Raw genomic sequence first — 19,736 nt, 5'->3', positions numbered from 1 at the left:
ATTCTAAATAGGAGTTTTTTAAAGTTTTAAAAAATAAAATAATTATTATGAAAAAAACATATACTGAAAAAAATACAAAGGAGTTTAATCAAATTATTTTATCTCTTTTTTTAGCTGGTTTTTCTAGTTTTTCTATTTTATATTGTGTTCAATCAATTTTACCAATATTTTCTAAACAATTTTATTTAACTGCGACAGAAAGTAGTTTATCTTTATCAGCAGCAACTGCAACTATGGCTATAGGTACACTATTTACTGGAGTTTTATCAGATATAATTGGTCGAAAATTAATTATGTCTACATCTTTATTAATAGCATCAGTAATTACAATAATTTGTTCTATGACAGAAAATTGGTATATGATAGTCTTTCTTCGTGCGTTAATCGGACTATCTTTAAGTGGAGTTGTTGCTATTGCTATTACATATATAGTAGAAGAAGTTAACGTTGATTCATTAGCATTTTGCATTGGATTATATATTAGTGGAAATACTATAGGTGGATGTTTTGGAAGATTTATAAGTAGTATTATAGCAGAATATTTTTCATGGAATATATCACTATTTATTATTGGTTTTTTATCTTTAATAGCATCTTTTTTATTTATATATTTTCTTCCTTCTTCTAAAAATTTTTATCCTATTTCTATTAATTATAAAAAATTTTTAAATAACTTTTATTTACATTTAAAAAATCCAATATTATTTATCTTATTTATATTAGGTTTTTTATTAATGGGAAGTTTTATTACTGTTTTTAATTATATTGGATATAGATTAGTATTAAAACCATTTTTATTTAGTTCATCAAGCATAGGATTACTATCTATAATTTATTTAACTGGAGTTTATAGTTCTCCTAAAGCAGGAATTTTAATAAAAAGATATAATAGAGTTGATATTTTAATACGATCATTTTTATTAATGATTTTAGGTTTGATAATTACACAATTTGAACAAATGATTGCTATTATTTTAGGATTGATAATTTTTTCAAGTGGTTTTTTTGCATCCCATGCAATTGCAAGTAGTTGGGTTAGTATTTATGCAAAATTTGCTAAAGTACAAGCGACTTCTTTATATCTATTTTTTTATTATTTAGGATCAAGTGTATTCGGTATATTTAGTGGTATTTTCTGGTTTTATTCAAAATGGTTAGGAATTTCTATTTTTATGATTATCATTTTAATTTTTGGAATAACTTTATCTATACAATTAAAAAACTTAACTAAAGAAAAAATTTTTTAAAATATATTATATTTTACTTTCCTAAAATATAGTTTCTCGAGGATAATAAGCTTAGTTCAATTTACTGAAATGGCTAAAAGATTATGCTATATTTATTTTCTTATTCTGACTTGAATCATAGTTTATTTATTTTTTTAGCTTTATTTTTTGTATTATTTTATGAAGCTATTAATGGTTTTCATGATACAGCTAATGCTGTTTCAACTTTAATTTATACTCGAGCAATGTCTGCAAAATATGCGGTTATAATGTCTGGTATTTTTAATTTTTTAGGTGTATTATTTGGAGGTTTAACTGTAGCATATGCTATTGTACATTTATTACCAAATGATCTTTTATTAAATGGAAGTTCAAAAAATACACTTGCAATGATTTTTTCTATGTTGCTTGCTGCAATTTTATGGAATCTTTCTACATGGTATTTTTGCTTGCCTTCTTCTAGTTCTCATTCTCTTATTGGTGCAATTATTGGTGTTGGACTAACTAATGCTATTATAACTAATTCTTCTTTAATTAACGCTTTAAACATCCCTAAAATTATAAATATTTTTATATCATTAATTTTATCTCCTATTATAGGGTTAATTATTTCTGGTATTTTAATATTTTTATTGCGATATTTTACAAATAAAAATAAAAAATTTTATCGAATTCATATGACTCCATTAGAACGAAAAAAACATGATGAAAAAAAAAGTCCTCCATTTCTAATTAAAATAGCTTTAATTTTTTCTTCTATTGGTGTTAGTTATGCTCATGGTGCTAATGATGGCCAAAAAGGTATTGGATTGATTATGCTTGTTTTAATTAGTATTATACCAGCTAATTTTTTAGTAAATTTAAATGCTTCAAAAAAAGAAATATTTTATACAAAAAATGCAATTAATCATTTTCAAAAATATTATTTAAATAAGTATTCAAAAAAAGTTAAAAATAACTATAAAAATTTAAATAACCAATTATTATCTTATCAGTCTGATATAATTCAAAATATTAAAGAAGCTAATATTTTATTAAAAAATGTACATAATTATAATATATTAAGTATAAAACAACGTTTCCAATTACGTCATTTTTTACTTGATATCTCTGAAAATATTGATCAAATAAGTAATTTAAATATTTCTAAAAAAGAAAAAATTTTTTTAAAACAAATAAAACAACATATACTTTTAACTATAGAGTATGCTCCTATTTGGATAATATGTATTATTGCATTTGCTTTATCTATAGGAACAATGTTTGGATGGAAACGTATAGTCATTACTATTGGTGAAAAAATAGGAAAAAGAAGTATGACATATGCTCAAGCTATGTCTGCCCAAATTACTGCTGCTTTTTCTATTGGTATTGCTAGTTATACAGGTGTTCCTGTTTCTACAACACATATTTTATCATCATCAGTAGCTGGTTCAATGTTAGCTGATGGTAAAAGTATTCAAATTAATACTATAAAAAATATTATTTTTGCTTGGTTATTGACTTTACCTATTTCAATGTTTTTTTCTGGGCTTTTATATTGGGTTGCATTATCTTTAATATAAATATTGTTTTATTGTAATAGAGGTGCAATTGAAATCAATTGTGCTTCTATTTTTTTTTATAAGGTAAATATATATCAAAACGATATTTTTTATTGCTAATTGAAAATGATACTTCTTTTGAAGATAAAGATTTTGCATAATGTGGTCTTTTGACAATAACTCTATTCTTTACAAGATTTCTAGAAATTTTTAATAAATTCTCGTAATTATCATTATCTTGAATTATTTTTCTTAAAAATTGCATATTTTTTTTAGGAAGTGTTTTTTTCTTATTATTTGGATACATAGGATCTAAATAAATAATATCAGGTTTTAAAATAGGTTTTTTTAATATGTCCAAACTATCATAAAATATTAGATGTAATCTCTTTTTTAACCAATTCCCAATTTTTTTACTATTATATGCCCTTTCTAATCCATCTTTTAACAATGCTCCTATAATTGGATTTCTCTCAATCATAACAACATAACACCCCCAAAAAGAAAATAAAAAAGCTTCTGTTCCAAAACCTGCTGTTGCATCTATAATATAAGGAAAATAATTTTTTTTAATTCCTATTGCTTTATAAAGAATTTCATTTTTTTTTTTTGAATTTACACATCTATAATTATTTTTTTTAGATAAAAAATCTACTTTTATACTTTTTTGAGAAGGATGTAAACGATCATATAATTCTAATGTATCATTATTTATTATTAATGCCATAGAAGAATTTTTGTCATGTTTTAAATTGTATTGATGAATTATTTTTTGTATTCTTTTATTATTATTTTTTTTAATTAAATATATATTCATAATATTTTTTATTTTTTTGTTATTAATAATTTGACTTTTTTAAAAATACATTTAAAATATAAAAATTAACAAGGTTTTATTTTTTTAGTTAGAAATAAAATACTTTAATAAAAGTTATTTTTTTAATTTATTTAGAAAAAATAATAAAATTCCATATATTTTTTTAGTTTAAAAAAGGAAGCAAAATTATGTCATCTATTAACCTAGTTGATAAATTACATCCAATGCCTTTTGAACATAAATATAATAATACAGATTTTAAAGATATTGATATTAGCAAAATAGATATTAGTAAAATAAATCTTGAAAATATTGATCGTCGTAAAATATTTGAAATGTTTAAAGATACAAGAAATCAGGATAGTTTTTGTAAAAAAGAAAAAACTAAAGTTACTATTTATTTATCTAAAACAGAACAAGATTTATTTAAATTAGAAGAATTATATCAACAATATATTAAAGATTTAAATACCGTATCAGAAAAATTTAAAAAAGTAATTGAAGTAAAAAATGATTCTGATGCAGATTTAAATATTGCAATTTCTTTGAAAAAAAAACTGCTCCTTCTGAAAAATCCATCCTAAGAACTATACTTGACTTCATTCCTGAATCATTTAATAAAATAATAAATTTTATTAAAAATACCTTTAAAAACTTACATATACAAGAATTACTTTCATCAGTTTGTAACTATATCAAAGATACTATATCTGTTATTTTTTCAACAATAAAACGTGAAGTTATAAATTTATTGAATGGAACTACTTTTTTCAATATGTTTAAAGCCGGGTATCAGTTTTTTTTGAGGTTATTCAAGGACGAATCGACAAAAAAAATAGATAATAAAATTAATAAATTAATTGAATATATTGAAAAATTAAAAAAAACAATTCAACACTCTAGATTTATTATGAGTCTTTTAATAAATAAAATCCGGGAAAATGGAAGATTAAAAATAATTAACAAGTTAAATCATAATCCTAAACATCCTAGATATGAAAGTTCATTTCCTGAATTAATTCATGATAATATTAATAATCAAAGTAAAAATATTAATAATTTAGATTCTGATGATTTCGATGAAAATTTTAATGATGTTCAAGAAATAAATGATATTTCAGCATTTATTTCAAATATTAAAAAAGACATTAGAAATACTAAACGATCTAATAATAATTATTTTATGAAAAATAATACATCTGATATTTTTAATCAATTAATATCAGTTCAAAAAAATCAAAGTAATAATAAAAATGAATTTAAAATTGAAACTAAAGTCGAAGATATTGATTTAGAAAATATATATAAAGATGTAGATTTTAATAAAGATCTAAATAAGTATTTTATGATAGATTATCATTCTGCTGTTTTTTTTATTGATGGGCATTTAGTTGCTTCTCCAAATAAAGAAGATATGCTTAAAGATTTCAAAAGATTAATCCCGAATGAAATAGAACAAAAAATAATTGCTACATATGCAAATCCAACATTATTAAAACAATCTTATCAACAATTAATTAATGAACGTCCAGAATTGCTACGTTATCGCATTGTAGGTTCAAAGAATTTTTATGAAATTAATCATTTGGAAAATGGTACAATTGAATTAGTTGCAAAAAATACATCTAATTTTTATCTTATAGATGCTAATGATGTACAAGAAAATCATTCTTTTGAGATTCGATCAAATGTTATTATTTCTTTAAGAAATGGACCAACAATTAAACATTCTCATTTTGTAGATTAATATTTAATAAATTATTTTAAAAAAAATAATAGGGTTATTTATATAACCCTATTATTTTTATTAATTTTTTTTAGTAATTCCAAGCATATTTCTTTAGGTAAATAAGGTGTTATATTTCCTTTATATTTTGCAATTTCTTTTATAAAAGATGATGATATAAATGATACTTTTTTAGATGAAAGTAAAAATATACTATCTAGCTCAGGGTATATTTCTTTATTTATACTAGCTAATTTAATTTCATAGTCAAAATCAAAGATTGTACGTATTCCTCTAATTAAAATATTAGTATTTTCTTTTTTTGCTAAATTAGCTAATAAATCATTAAATCCAATTATTTTTTTTATATTTTTAAAATTTTTTGTAGCTAATTTAGTTAATTTAATTCGTTCTTTTAAACTAAATATATTTTTTTTATTTAAATTATTTGCAGAAATAGCAATAATAATATTATCAAAAATTTTTGTTGCTCGATTTATAATATCTAGATGCCCATAAGTAATTGGATCGAATGTACCTGGATATATTGCTGTTTTTTTCATTTTTTTATTATTTAATTAATAGATAATTTTCTATATAAATTTTATTTAAATTTAAAAATTAAATATCATTTATCTATGAGATTTTGAAATAAATTAAATATAAATTATTTTAGAAATATACATTATTTTATTATTGTATTTTATAATAAATATAAATTTAATATTATTTAAAATAAATTTTTTATTTAAAATAATCTTAATAAATCATCCAATCTATTTTTATAGAATATTTAGTAATATTTAAAAAATAATATCATATTTTATATTATATTAGATTATTTATTAATAAAGTAAATTTTTTAAAATATGGAATATGATTTATAAAAATTTAAAAAATTTTTAAAAGAATGGTAATTAGATGTGTTTTTATAAAATAAAAAATATTTAATTGAATAAAAACAAAAATTTGATTTATAATATATATAAGAATTTTTTAATAAATTAAAACTTATTTTTTATTTAAGTATAATATTTTTTACCAATAGTTTTCCATAGTTATATGTCCTTTTTTCTTTCTTAAATGTTTAAACATATTTCTATTCTCTTTTAAAAATAAATATGTTTCTTTAACCATTAATGGATTTCCACATAACATAACATGTGAATTATTATGATTTATTTTAAATCCAATTTTTTCTTCTAATATTTTATTTTTTAAGAGAAATGGAATTCTACCTGATAAGGAATCTTCATGTTTTTCTCTGCTAACTATAGTTTGAATTTTTAGTTTTCCATTATACTGTATATGAAGTTTTTTCATTAATGAAAGATAAGATAGATCATTTTTATATCTTACAGCATGTATTAAAATAATATTTTTAAATCTTTCCGTATTTTTTGCTTCTTGTAAAATAGAACAATAAGGACCAATAGCAGTTCCAGTAGCAAACATCCATAATATCTCACAATTTGGTATTTCTTCTAAAGTAAAAAATCCAAATGCATTTTTTTTAATAAGTACATGGTCTCCACTTTTTAGATGGTACAAAAGATTACTTAATTTACCATTTAGAACACGAACAATATAAATTTCTAAATTTTTATTACTAGGAGCATTAACAAATGAATATGCTCTTTGAATTTTTTTTGTTTTTTCATATAATGCTAATTTAGTAAACTGTCCAGCTTTAAAATTTGATATAGGTGCATTTAAAAAAATACTAAATAAATTTTTAGTCCATTTTTTAATTTTTAAAACATTAGCATTAATCCATGGATTCATTATAATTTCCTATATTTTATTATTAATATCATTGTACTTAAATATAAGTACAATGACTTTAAAAATTATTTTATTTATAAACATTACTTATTTTTTACTTATTTCCAATGTGTTTTTGATTATTAGGAATATTAATAAATATTTTTTTAGGTTTTTCTTCATCTGGAATTTTACATTCAAAGTTTAATTTTAATAAACCTAAAGATAAATCTGCTTTATTTACTTGTATTTTATGATCAAAATTAAAACTTAAAGAAAAATTATTAAATACTATATCTTTGTGTAAATATTTATTTATTTTTTCATTATTTTTGTTTATTTTTTCTTTCTTTCCCTGGATTATTAATTGATTATTATGTACAGAAATATCTAATTCTTTTTCTTCATATCCAGGAATACTTAAAATTAGCTCATATTTTTTTTCATTAATTTGAATTAAATTGTATTCTGGTGTATCTGAAAGTGGTTTTTCTCCTGTTAATGTACTAAACATTTTATCAATTTGATTAAATCTATTTGAAAAGACACTATTATAATTTACATTTGGTAAGAAAGAGAAAGAACGATATGACATATAAAGAACTCCTTTTTTTATTTAAAAATTTTATTTTTAGATTTTTAAAAATTGTCTTAGTTACATATATGATCTTTTTCTTTTTTTTCAATAGTATTTTAAACAAAAAATATTTATTTATTTTAACTATTATTGTAAATAGGTTTTTTAATGATTTTTATAAAATAAAACGACTAAGATCTTCATTAGATATTAATTGATTTAAATGTTTTCCAACATAATCAGAATTTATTTCAATTGTATTTCCTTTATTTTTACTTGCATTAAATGAAATATCTTCCATAAGTTTTTCCAGTATAGTATGTAATCTACGAGCTCCTATATTTTCCATGGATTCATTAACTTTCCATGCTGCTTCTGCAATATTTCTAATACCTTCTTTTGTAAAATTTATATGAACTCCCTCTGTTTTCATAAGTTCTTTATATTGAGTAGTAATTGATGCGGTAGGTTCAGTTAATATTTTTTCAAAATCATCTATTGTTAATGCTTGTAATTCTACTTTTATTGGAAGACGACCTTGTAATTCAGGTATTAAATCAGAAGGTGTTGATGTTTGAAAAGCACCAGATGTAATAAATAAAATATGATCTGTTTTTACCATTCCGTATTTGGTTGAAACAGTGCATCCTTCAATTAAAGGTAATAAATCTCTTTGAACACCTTCTCTTGAAATATCTGGACCAGATATATCACTTCTTTTGCATATTTTATCAATTTCATCAATAAATACAATTCCATTTTGTTCAACAGCATTTATGGCTTCTTTTTTGATATCTTCTGGATTAACTAATTTCGCTGCTTCTTCTTCTTTTAATAATGTAATTGCATCCTTAATTTTTAATCTTCTTGTATTTTTTTTATGACCACTCAAGTTTTGAAATAATGCTTGCAATTGATTTGTTAGTTCTTCCATTCCAGGAGGAGCCATAATTTCTACGCCCATAGTAGTAGCTAATAAGTTAATTTCAATTTCTTTATCATCAAGAACACCTTCTCTTAATTTTTTACGAAATATTTGTAATGTATTTGAAAGACTTTTATTTTTTTCATCTTCTGTCCAATTATTTTTTGGTCTTGGTACTAAAATATCTAATATTCTTTCTTCAACTATTTCTTCAACCCGAATTTTATTTTTTTCAATATTTTTAATTCGAATCATTTTTATAGCAGCATCTGTTAAATCTCTAATAATTGAATCAACTTCTTTACCTACATATCCTACTTCAGTAAATTTAGTAGCTTCTACTTTAATAAATGGAGAATTAGCTAATTTTGCTAATCTTCTTGCAATTTCTGTTTTGCCTACACCTGTAGGTCCAATCATTAAAATATTTTTTGGTGTAATTTCTTGTCTTAGTTCATCGTTTAGTTGCATTCTACGCCAACGATTTCTTAATGCAATTGAAACTGCTTTTTTTGCTTTTTCTTGACCAACAATGAATTTGTTAAGTTCAGTAACAATTTGAGGAGGAGTCATTTCAGACATATATAATCCTTACTTTTCTGAAAGTAGTTCTTTTATGGTAAATATATGATTAGTGTATATACAAATATTAGCTGCAATATTTAATGATTTTTCTACAATTTTTTTAGCATTTAGATTAGTATTTTCTATTAATGCACGAGCAGCTGATTGAGCATAAGACCCACCTGATCCAATTGCGATTAAATCATCTTCGGGTTGTATTACATCTCCATTTCCAGTAATTATTAATGATGTATCTTTATCAGCCACTGCTAATAATGCTTCTAATTTTCTTAGCATTTTATCAGATCTCCAGTCTTTTGCTAATTCTATGGCTGATCTTTGTAATTGACCTTGATATATAGATAACTTTTTTTCAAACATATCAAATAGAGTAAAAGCATCTGCTGTTCCTCCAGCAAAGCCGGCAATAACTTTATTATGATAAAGTGTTCTAATTTTTTTGACATTACTTTTCATAATAGTATGGCCTAAAGTTGCTTGTCCATCACCTCCAATTACTACCTTATTCTTTAATCTTACACTTAGTATTGTGGTCACAAGAAAACCTCTTAAAAATAACGTTTTTAGTTTTAAAAATTTTTAGTAATAAATTAATTGCAGAATCAATCTAAATTTAATCTAAATATGTTTTAAATATTTTATATTTTATTAAGAAAACATTTTTTTAATTTTTAATGAATATATTTATATTTTTCAATTTTATAAATTTTTTAGTTTTTTTATATATTTCCATTTTTCTTTGGGTATATCAGGTAATAATTCACTATTTTTTTGACTTTGAATACAAATTTTATTTATTTTTTTTGTTTTTTTAAAAAATAAGTTAAAAAAAAACAAAGAAATGATAACTATCATAAGAATACTAAATAAATTAAATTTACTAAATTTAATTTTTTTTTTTACGTTTAAATGACATTGAACTAATTTGATTTTGATTTTTGTACATATTTTTTATTTCTTTAAATATAATTATTAGTTAAATTATTAGTTATTAATAGTATAATAAAATAAATATTTTAAATTCGGAAACTTTTATGAAAAAAAAAATACACCCAATTTATTCTCAGATAACAGCTACTTGTTCATGTGGAAATATAATTAAAATTTTTTCAACAGTAAATCGTAATTTAAATCTAGATATATGTGCAAAATGTCATCCATTTTATACTGGAAAACAAAGAATTATTGATACCGGAGGACGTGTTGAAAGATTTAAAAAACGTTTTAAAATGACTATAATATAATTTTTTATATTTTAAATTTTTAAGCATCTTAAAAGGTATTTTGATGCTTAAAATATTAGTATTTTAATTATCTTAAATATTTTAATGAGAATGTTCAAAATAGTTTTTTAATGAAATATAAATAGTATTTGCAATTTTTTTCTGATAAGAAAGTGTTCTTAATTTTTTTTCTTCTTCAAAATTTGTAATAAACCCAGTTTCGATTAAAATAGAAGGTGTATTTATAGCACTTAATATACCTAAACTTGCATAATTCAATGCTAATTTATTAATTCTAACAATTTTTTTAAATTCTTTAAAAATATATTTAGATAATTCGATTTCTATATTTTGAAAATTATTAAATTGTAAATCAAGAATAGTTTTTTTAAAATATATATCGTTTTCGTTTTTTAATATATTTTCAATATTTTTAGAAAAATAAACATTGTTTTTATTATTTTTTATAAATTTATTAATTTCACGGCACATTCGTTTATTTGAAACAACCCAAATTGATATTCCTGATAAATATTTTGCTTTAGAAGAATCTACATGAATAGATATTAATAAATTTACATGTTGATGATTTGAAAATATTTTTCTATTTTTCAAAGAAAGATAAGAATCGTTATTACGTGTTAGAATTGCATGAAAAAATTTATTATTATTTAATAATTTTTCTAATTCAATTGCTATTCTTAAGTTTACTTCTTTTTCTTTTAATCCTTTGTGACCTATAGCACCTGGGTCTTGTCCGCCATGTCCAGGGTCTATTAAGATATTAATTTTATTTTTAATTATATTTATTTTACTTGGGATTGGATTAAAAAAAAAATTATTTTTTTTATTAGATTTTTTTATATTATTTATAAATACAATGTCATTATTATTTTCAATTTTTTTTTTAAATTTATTTTGAAAATTAATTAATATTAGAATAGCTAATATTATCCATTTATAAGAACATAAAAAAATCATATATTTTCCTTGATTTTTAGTAAATATTTTTATTAATTAATTTGAAATATTCTTGGAGCGAGAAACGAGATTCGAACTCGCGACCCCAACCTTGGCAAGGTTGTGCTCTACCAACTGAGCTATTCTCGCATGCTATGATTATTTTAGTATTTTATATATATAAAATATATTAATCAAGCTTTCTTTAAAAAAACTTTTTTAAATTATATTAAATATTAAAAAAATTTTTTTTATAAAATTTTAATTCCATAATTGATTCATATATATCTTCTAATGTAGTATGATTTTTTTTTTTTTTAAATTTTTTGATATTAGGATTCCATCTAGATATTAATTCTTTAATAGTACTAACATCAATGCATCGATAATGAAAATAATTATCTAATTTAGGCATATATTTATTTAAAAATTTTCGATCTTGATAAATGCTATTTCCACATATAGGCGATGATTTTATTGGAACCCATTTTTTTAAAAAAATTATTGTTTTAGATTCGGCTTGTAATTCATTATATATACTTTTTTTTACTCTTTTAATTAATCCACTTTTTGTATGTGTTAATTTGTTCCATTTATCCATTAATAATATATCTTTTTTTTTTGATGTATAGCAATTGTAGGACCTATAGAAATTATATTTAATTGTATATCTGTAATTAAAGTAGATATTTCAATAATTCGATGTATTTTAGAATTCAAACCTGTCATTTCTAAATCAAGCCAGATTAAGTTTTTTTTATTATATGTCATAATTTTTTTTACAAAATAAATTATATTTTATTATATAATATTTTCTATTTTTAAGAAATTAAAAGTTTTTTGTTATATAGTTTAATTATTTACATTAATTTTTAGAATATAGATAGTCTTAAAAATATATATTTAATTTATTAAAGGATAATTAAAGAGAATATTTAAGTGAAAAATATAAATCTTACTGAAACTAAATCTTGGAATATTTTAAAAAATCATTTTAATATAATAAAAAATGTACATTTAAAAGATCTTTTTTTATCAGATCCTCATCGATTTAATAAATTTTCTATTAATTTTGAAAATAAAATATTAGTTGATTTTTCAAAAAATCGTATTACAAAAGATACTTTAAAATATTTATTAGATTTAACAAAAGAAATGAATCTAAAAAATGCTATTAAGAATATGTTTTCTGGTATGAGAATAAATGAAACAGAGAATCGTTCTGTATTGCATATTGCATTGCGTAATCAAAAAAATTCTCCAATTTTTATAAATGATTATAATATTATGTTAGATATTAATCATGTACTTAAAAAAATGAAAAATTTTTCAGAATCAGTAATTAATGGTAATTGGAAAGGTTATACAGGAAAATCTATTTCTGATATTGTAAATATCGGTATTGGTGGATCTGATTTAGGGCCATATATGGTTACAGAAGCTTTACGTCCATATAAAAATCATTTAAATATACATTACGTTTCAAATATAGATGGCACTCATCTTGTTGAAGTTCTAAATAAAATAAATCCTGAGACAACAATTTTTTTAATATCTTCTAAAACATTTACTACAGATGAAACAATGACTAATGCATATAGCGCAAAAATGTGGTTTTTAAAGATTTCAAAAGAAAAAAATACTTTAGATCAACATTTTTTTGCATTAACAGTTGATGTTAAAAATGCATTAGAATTCGGTATTAATATTAAAAATATTTTTCAATTTTGGAACTGGGTTGGTGGTCGTTTTTCGTTATGGTCTTCTGTTGGTTTATCTATTATTTTGTCTATTGGATTTGATAATTTTAAAAAATTTTTAAATGGTGCTTGTGCTATGGATAATCATTTTTATCATACAGAACATAAAAAAAATATACCAATAATTTTGGCTTTAATTAGTATCTGGTATACTGTTTTTTTTGGTTCTGAAACAGAAGCTATATTTCCATACGATCAATATATGCATAAATTTCCTTCTTATTTACAACAATTGAATATGGAATCTAATGGTAAATCAATAAGTAAAACAGGTCAAAGAGTATCTTATCAAACTGGACCTATTATTTGGGGGGCTCCAGGAACTAATGGTCAACATGCATTTTTTCAATTAATACATCAAGGTACAAAATTGATACCATGTGATTTTATTGTTCCTATTTATTCACATAATAATCTAACAGATCATCATATTAAATTAATATCTAATTTTCTTGCACAAACTAAAACGCTAGCTTTTGGAACTATGGATGAATTTTATTTTAAAAAAACAATATTTTTTAAAAAAAATATCAAACATTATAAAGATAAAATAAAAACAGATTTTTTATTTAAACAATGTACAGGAAATCAACCAACTAATTCTATTTTAATACAAAAGATTACACCTTATAATTTAGGTCTTTTAATTGCTTTATATGAACATAAAATTTTTGTTCAAGGACATTTATTAAATATTTTTAGTTTTGATCAGTGGGGTGTAGAATTAGGAAAAAAAATAGCTGAAATTATTTATAGAAATTTTAATAATAGAGAAAAAATTAATTCTTTTGATTCTTCTACACAGGGATTAATAAGTTTTTATAAATCTTTTTACAAATAAGTTTTTTGAAATTGACTATAATTCTATATTAATTTTTAATATTAGATTTTAAATAATTAACTAAAATTTTTTACTTTAGGTAATGTTCTTATTTAGTACTAATACATTTTTTTTACATGAGTGATGAGTATGTTTAAATTAATTAAAATAAAAATACAAAATTTTGGTCAATTTTTAAGTAATATTATGATGCCCAATATAAGTATTTTTATAACATGGGGTGTTATGAATGCATTATTTCTTCCATTAGGTTGGCAACCTAATAAATTTTTGTCTCAGTTAATTTCACCTATGATTTTTTATCTTTTACCTATTTCTATTGGGTATACTGGAGGTCGTTTAATTGCAGGAGAAAGGGGTGGTATACTTGGTAGTATTAGTACTATTGGAATGATTTCTAGTACTAAAATACCTATGTTATTAGGTGGTATGATTTCTGGTATATTAAGTGGATGGATTATTAAGCATTTTGATAATTTAATAAAGGATCGAATAAAAAATGGTTTTGAAATGTTAGTTAATAATTTTTCTATTGCAATAATCGGAATATTATTAACAATTATTTCATTTATCTTTTTCGGACCATGTATTGAATGGATTTCAAATTTAATAAGTAATTTATTAAGTATTACTATTCATTATAATTTATTACCATTAATAGCTATTTTTATTGAACCTGCTAAAGTATTTTTTTTAAATAATGCTATTAATCATGGAATTTTTTCTACTTTAGGTCTTCAGGATATATTAGAAAATAAAATTTCTATATTTTTTTTAATAGAATCTAATCCTGGTCCAGGATTGGGAATATTGCTTGCATGTTTTTTTTTCGGAAAAAAAGATTGTTATAAATCAGCTGGAGGAGCTGCTATTGTTCAATTTTTAGGGGGTGTTCATGAAGTTTATTTTCCTTATGTTTTAATGCATTTAAAGTTATTATTACCTCTGATTTTAGGTAGTATGACAGGTATCTTTATTCTTATTTTTTTTAAAAGTGGTTTAATTGGAGCAGTTTCACCTGGATCTATTTTATCAATTTTAGCAATGACAAAAAAGGGTTTTTACTGTATAAATATATTATCTATTTTTTCTTCTTTTTTTGTTTCTTTTTTTACTGCTTATATATTATTTAAATTAATGCAATATAAAAATACAATATGTATTCAATCATCTAAAAATATTATTGACGATAATTTATTTAATGATAATAAATTAGATAATGTTTTTAAAAATGTTAAAAATATTGTAATTGCTTGTGATGCAGGTATGGGATCTAGTGCAATAGGAGCTAGTATTCTTAGAAGAAAAATTAAACAATCAAATTTGATGAATATATCGATATTTAATATTTCTATTCGTTCAATACCTAAAAATGCTGATATAGTCATTACACATAAAAATCTTACTTCTCTTGCTAAAAAATATGCTCCTTATGCTAAGCATATATCATTAGTTAATTTTCTCGATAATATATTTTATGATTCTTTAATTAAAAAATTAATTAAAAATAAAAATATTTCTCAAGATAAAAACATTAATGTAAAAGAAGATTATAAGGAAACAATTAAATTAAACAATTTATTTCAATTAAGTGAAAAAAATATTTTTCTTAATCAATATGCTAATAATAAAGAAGAAGCCATTAGAATAGTCGGTAAATATCTAGTTCAGCAGGGATATGTAAAAGAAGATTATATTCATGCAATGTTAGAAAGAGAAAAAATTACTTCAACTTGGTTAGGTGAACATATTGCTTTACCTCATGGTACCATTCAAGCAAAAGATTCTATTTTAAAAACTGGAATAATTTTTTGTCAATTTCCAAATGGTGTACATTTTGGAGATGATATTAATGATATTGCTTATATTGTGATTGGTGTTGCAGCTAAAAATAATGAACACGTTATGGTAGTTAGCAAAATTACAAGTGCGTTAGATAATAAAGAAGTTATTAATAAATTATCTAAAACAAAAAATATTCAAGAAGTTTTATTATATTTAAAAATTTGATTAGGATTGCATATGAAAGCTGTACATTTTGGATCTGGTAATATTGGTCGTGGTTTTATTGCTAAAATATTACTAAAATCTGGTTTTGATTTTACCTTTGTAGATGTAAATAAAAAAATAATAGATTCTTTAAATTATCATAAAGAATATAATATAAAATTAGTAGGATATAACTTTGAAAAAATTATTAATATAAAAAATTTTCATGCTATTTATATTGATCATCCAAATATTTTAAATGTTATATCTAATAGTAATTTAATAACGACTGCAATTGGTGTTAATTCTTTAAACAAAATTACATCTATTTTAATAGAAGGAATAAAGTTAAAAATTAAGTTAAAATCTAAAATTCCATTAAATATAATTGCTTGTGAAAATAAAATTAAAGCTAGTTCTTATTTAAAAGAAATAATCTTAAAGCATTTTCCTTTAAAATATCATGAATATTTTAATCAATATATTGGATTTGTAGATTGTAGTATTGATACTATTATACCATCTATGATATCTTTTGAAAAAAATAATTTATCTTTAATTGCTGAAAATTTTCAAGAATGGATTGTTGATAAAAGACAATTTAAAGGAATAATACCTAATATCACTAATATGACAATAAGTAATAATTTAAGAGTTTTTATAGATAGAAAATTTTTAACATTAAATACAGGTCATGCAATAGCTGCTTATTTAGGAGCAATAAAAAAATATAAAACTATATATGAAAGTATTAAAGATAATGAAATCGAAGATATTGTAAAAAATTCTATGAAGGAAAGCGGTTTAACACTAATTAAAAAATATCGGTTAAATAAAAAAAATCATTTTTTTTATATTGATAAAATTTTAACTCGTTTTAAAAACCCTTTCTTACTAGATAAAGTTAAACGTATTGCACGAAATCCATTGCAAAAATTAGGTAAAAATGAACGATTGATTACACCTTTATTATTAACGAAAAAATATAATTTACTTAATAGTAATTTAATTAAAGGTATTGCAGCAGCATTGCATTATAAAAATAAAGATGATTTAGAGTCTATAAAAATGTCAAATTTAATAAAAAAATTAGGTATCAAGTTTATATTAAATAAAATTTCTAATTTAGAATTAAATAGTAAAGAAATAGATTTAATTTTTCATGAATATAATAAAATATATAAAATTTTTTTTAAAGAATTATATAGTTAAATTTAATATGATTAAATTATAATTTACAAATTTAGTTTTGAAAGAGAATATACTAATGTCTATTTGTATATTACCAATTAATGTTTCTAGTTAAATTTCAACTAGAAAATCTATTGATCGAGTTTTTGTAATTAAAGAGTTAATAGAAAATAGTATTGGTTCTAAAACTAGAAATATCAATATTTTTTTGTTGAAAGAAGTGGTTTTAAATCAATTATTTTTCAAAATGATTGTTATAGTATTCATAGGAGTGAATTATTGCTTTGTATTTCTTTTGATATAACAAGTAAAATTATTACATGTTTTAATTTAAATAATATTAATACATTTAGTGTTAGAGGTAAGTATTATCAAGTGTTAAAGCGATATCAAAAATGACGTTAATATTTTTCTATGAAAAATAGTGATATTGTATAGGAAATACATTCTGATAGATTTAATTATAATACTATTCAACCTATTTTATATTTACTTGAAATAAGTATTATAGTAGAAAATTTATTCTATAATATTCCTGTTTGTCTTAAATGTTTAAATAAAAAATTAGAATATTTAAAAATTTATAAAATAATTAAAAAAATAGCATTATCTTATTTTAAAATATTTCATTTAAAAAAAATAAAAAAGAATTTTAATATATTATGCTGCATTTAATGCATATAATAATTTTATAAAAATGAAAACTAATCGATCATTTATTTTATATATTAATATACCTTTAAATGAGATTGGTATTAATATTCATCCTACTAAAAATCAAATTAAATTTTATAAACCTAGTGAAATTTATATTTTTGTATATAATACGATTTTAAATTTACTAAATAAAAATAAGTATAGTAAATTTATATATGATATTTCTTTGAAAAATCAAAAAAATATTATTTTAATAAATGTTTTTATAATTTCTTTGTTAAATTGATACAAAAATATTTTTTAAAAATACAACAAATATATTTGTTAAAACAAATTAAAAAAGATACTAATTTAAGAATTAATTTAAATATTTTTTCAAAAAAAATTTTTATTTTTTATAAAATTATTGATAGTTATTAAAAAATTTTATGGATTAATTTATGATTTTAATAATTTTTTTTGATTTCTTTTCTATTTGAAAAAAAATTATTGATCAACATAAGTTAAAATATTATATTGAGAATGATATTAAACCTCAATTTTATTTATTTAATTTTAAAATTTATATTACCGATTTACAATATAAATTTTTGTTTTTAAATAAATCTATATTTTATAAATTTAGATTTATTTTATAAATTCAGATTTTATTTTTAAAAGATAAATAGATTTATTTTAAAAAGCGCCTTTTATTTTAAAAAATATATTAATTTATTAATATTATTTTTTATTTATTTTTGAAAAAAAATAACTTATATATTACTAAAATTTTAAAAATGGTTTGAAATTAATATAATTTTTGAAAAAATTCTTGGAATACTATAGATAGTATTTTATTGTTATTAGAGATAGAATATTTTTGTCCATTCATCTTAGATAAACCTCCGCTACAATATTATATAAAATAAATATTAATAAAACGCTATGTACATTAAAAATATAAAAGACATCCAACTAAAAAAACCAATAGTTTTTTTTTTAATGGGTCCTACTGGATGTGGAAAAAGTAAAATTGCTATATATCTTAGAAAATATTTTCCAATAGAAATTATTAGTGTAGATTCTGCATTAATTTATCGAGGTATGGATATTGGTACTGATAAACCAAGTTATTTAGACTTAAAAACACATCCACATCGTTTATTAAATATTAAAGATCCTAGTGAATCTTATTCAGTTGCAGAATTTATAAAAGATGCTAATAAAGAAATTAAAAATATTTTAAAATCAGGTAATATACCATTACTTGTTGGAGGGACAATGTTTTATTATCATGCATTGTTACATGGATTATCTGAATTACCTGCTGCAAATTTTGAAATTCGACAATATTTATTAAACCAGGTTAAATATAATAAATATTTTTTATATGAAAAGTTAAAATTAATTGATCCTACATCTGCTAATAATATTCATAAAAATGATTCGCAAAGATTATTAAGAGCATTAGAAATATTTTATATTTCTGGAAAAACATTAACTTCTTTAAAGAAAAATACGATGATACAATCAGAATATAATATAATTCAATTTGCTATTTTACCTAAAAATAAAGAATGGTTATATCAAAAAATTGAATTTCGTATAAAAAAAATGTTACTGTTAGGTTTTGAAAAAGAAGTAGAATATCTTTTTTCCAGAGGAGATTTAAATAAATATTTACCATCAATTCGATGTATAGGATATCGACAAATGTGGGAGTATCTTGAAAAAAAAATTAATTATGAAGAAATGATTAAAAAAATAATTTTTGCAACAAGAAAGTTAGCTAAACATCAATTAACTTGGCTTAAGAAATGGAAAGATATTTATTCTTTAACTAGTTCTTCTCCGAATATTATTTTTACAGAAATATTAAATATTCTTAAAAAAAAATATAAGTTTATTTTTTTTAAATATGAGTAATAAATTATATTTTAATTAGAAAAATATTTTTTTATTTTAAAATATT

General features: G+C 20.9%; 17 protein-coding genes, 1 tRNA gene and 1 pseudogene. 10 read left to right on the top strand and 9 right to left on the bottom strand.

The annotated features are described in order from the left end of the window. Positions 1–47: 47 nt before the first annotated feature. Together AB4W67_RS02890 and AB4W67_RS02885 are read left to right on the top strand one after the other, a co-directional pair. Positions 48–1,247 carry an MFS transporter gene (locus AB4W67_RS02890; protein ID WP_367682524.1) on the top strand — a complete coding sequence of 400 codons (1,200 nt, stop codon included), beginning with the start codon at positions 48–50 and terminating at the stop codon, positions 1,245–1,247. Positions 1,248–1,330: 83 nt separating this feature from the next. Beyond that, positions 1,331–2,791 carry an inorganic phosphate transporter gene (locus AB4W67_RS02885; RefSeq protein ID WP_367682523.1) on the top strand — a complete coding sequence of 487 codons (1,461 nt, stop codon included), beginning with the start codon at positions 1,331–1,333 and terminating at the stop codon, positions 2,789–2,791. A gap of 46 nt (positions 2,792–2,837) precedes the next feature. Here the strand turns inward: AB4W67_RS02885 and AB4W67_RS02880 are convergent, their stop codons facing one another. After that, the gene (locus AB4W67_RS02880; protein WP_367682522.1) at positions 2,838–3,587 is read right to left on the bottom strand and encodes a class I SAM-dependent methyltransferase; all 750 of its coding nucleotides are present in this window, start codon (positions 3,585–3,587) and stop codon (positions 2,838–2,840) included. 188 nt (positions 3,588–3,775) lie between these two features. On the opposite strand from AB4W67_RS02880, the gene AB4W67_RS02875 reads away from it, so the two are divergent. Together AB4W67_RS02875 and AB4W67_RS02870 are read left to right on the top strand one after the other, a co-directional pair. Beyond that, positions 3,776–4,171, top strand: a complete 396-nt coding sequence (locus AB4W67_RS02875) for a hypothetical protein (protein WP_367682521.1) — start codon at positions 3,776–3,778, stop codon at positions 4,169–4,171. Between the two features lie 191 nt (positions 4,172–4,362). After that, positions 4,363–5,334, top strand: coding sequence for a hypothetical protein (locus tag AB4W67_RS02870; RefSeq protein WP_367682520.1), 972 nt, complete (start codon positions 4,363–4,365; stop codon positions 5,332–5,334). Between the two features lie 38 nt (positions 5,335–5,372). Here the strand turns inward: AB4W67_RS02870 and coaD are convergent, their stop codons facing one another. From coaD to hslV, 5 genes are all read right to left on the bottom strand, one after another. Further along, positions 5,373–5,876 (bottom strand): pantetheine-phosphate adenylyltransferase, encoded by a 504-nt coding sequence (gene coaD / locus AB4W67_RS02865; RefSeq protein WP_367682519.1) that lies wholly within the window; start codon positions 5,874–5,876, stop codon positions 5,373–5,375. A 475-nt stretch (positions 5,877–6,351) separates the two neighbouring features. Further along, a complete protein-coding gene (locus AB4W67_RS02860) occupies positions 6,352–7,098 on the bottom strand; it encodes an FAD-binding oxidoreductase (protein ID WP_367682518.1) in 747 nt (248 codons plus the stop codon). A gap of 94 nt (positions 7,099–7,192) precedes the next feature. Beyond that, positions 7,193–7,672, bottom strand: a complete 480-nt coding sequence (locus AB4W67_RS02855) for an Hsp20 family protein (RefSeq protein WP_367682517.1) — start codon at positions 7,670–7,672, stop codon at positions 7,193–7,195. 157 nt (positions 7,673–7,829) lie between these two features. Continuing rightward, positions 7,830–9,161 (bottom strand): HslU--HslV peptidase ATPase subunit, encoded by a 1,332-nt coding sequence (hslU, locus tag AB4W67_RS02850; protein ID WP_367682516.1) that lies wholly within the window; start codon positions 9,159–9,161, stop codon positions 7,830–7,832. A 9-nt stretch (positions 9,162–9,170) separates the two neighbouring features. Next, a complete protein-coding gene (hslV, locus tag AB4W67_RS02845) occupies positions 9,171–9,701 on the bottom strand; it encodes an ATP-dependent protease subunit HslV (RefSeq protein ID WP_367682515.1) in 531 nt (176 codons plus the stop codon). A 497-nt stretch (positions 9,702–10,198) separates the two neighbouring features. On the opposite strand from hslV, the gene rpmE reads away from it, so the two are divergent. Continuing rightward, entirely contained in the window at positions 10,199–10,408 is a 210-nt protein-coding gene (rpmE, locus tag AB4W67_RS02840) for a 50S ribosomal protein L31 (RefSeq protein ID WP_367682514.1), read from the top strand. 81 nt (positions 10,409–10,489) lie between these two features. Here the strand turns inward: rpmE and AB4W67_RS02835 are convergent, their stop codons facing one another. From AB4W67_RS02835 to orn, 3 genes and pseudogenes are all read right to left on the bottom strand, one after another. After that, entirely contained in the window at positions 10,490–11,188 is a 699-nt protein-coding gene (locus AB4W67_RS02835; protein WP_367682812.1) for an N-acetylmuramoyl-L-alanine amidase, read from the bottom strand. A gap of 233 nt (positions 11,189–11,421) precedes the next feature. Beyond that, positions 11,422–11,497: transfer RNA gene (locus AB4W67_RS02830), tRNA-Gly, on the bottom strand. Between the two features lie 79 nt (positions 11,498–11,576). Then, positions 11,577–12,118, bottom strand: a pseudogene (gene orn, locus AB4W67_RS02825) (oligoribonuclease). A 168-nt stretch (positions 12,119–12,286) separates the two neighbouring features. Here orn and pgi point away from each other — a divergent pair. From pgi to miaA, 5 genes are all read left to right on the top strand, one after another. After that, positions 12,287–13,948: a glucose-6-phosphate isomerase gene (gene pgi, locus AB4W67_RS02820; protein WP_367682513.1), complete on the top strand. Its 1,662-nt coding sequence runs from the start codon at positions 12,287–12,289 to the stop codon at positions 13,946–13,948. A gap of 129 nt (positions 13,949–14,077) precedes the next feature. Further along, positions 14,078–15,958: a PTS mannitol transporter subunit IICBA gene (locus AB4W67_RS02815; RefSeq protein WP_367682512.1), complete on the top strand. Its 1,881-nt coding sequence runs from the start codon at positions 14,078–14,080 to the stop codon at positions 15,956–15,958. A gap of 12 nt (positions 15,959–15,970) precedes the next feature. Next, positions 15,971–17,149: a mannitol-1-phosphate 5-dehydrogenase gene (locus AB4W67_RS02810; RefSeq protein ID WP_367682511.1), complete on the top strand. Its 1,179-nt coding sequence runs from the start codon at positions 15,971–15,973 to the stop codon at positions 17,147–17,149. Between the two features lie 628 nt (positions 17,150–17,777). Then, positions 17,778–18,071: a hypothetical protein gene (locus tag AB4W67_RS02805; protein ID WP_367682811.1), complete on the top strand. Its 294-nt coding sequence runs from the start codon at positions 17,778–17,780 to the stop codon at positions 18,069–18,071. A gap of 695 nt (positions 18,072–18,766) precedes the next feature. Next, entirely contained in the window at positions 18,767–19,690 is a 924-nt protein-coding gene (gene miaA / locus AB4W67_RS02800) for a tRNA (adenosine(37)-N6)-dimethylallyltransferase MiaA (protein ID WP_367682810.1), read from the top strand. Positions 19,691–19,736 lie beyond the last annotated feature (46 nt).

This window comes from Buchnera aphidicola (Protaphis terricola) (assembly GCF_964059145.1).
Classification (GTDB): Bacteria; Pseudomonadota; Gammaproteobacteria; order Enterobacterales; family Enterobacteriaceae; genus Buchnera; species Buchnera aphidicola_BP.
Note: the sequence above shows the minus strand (reverse complement) of the source record. Positions and strands in the feature narration are given on the sequence as shown.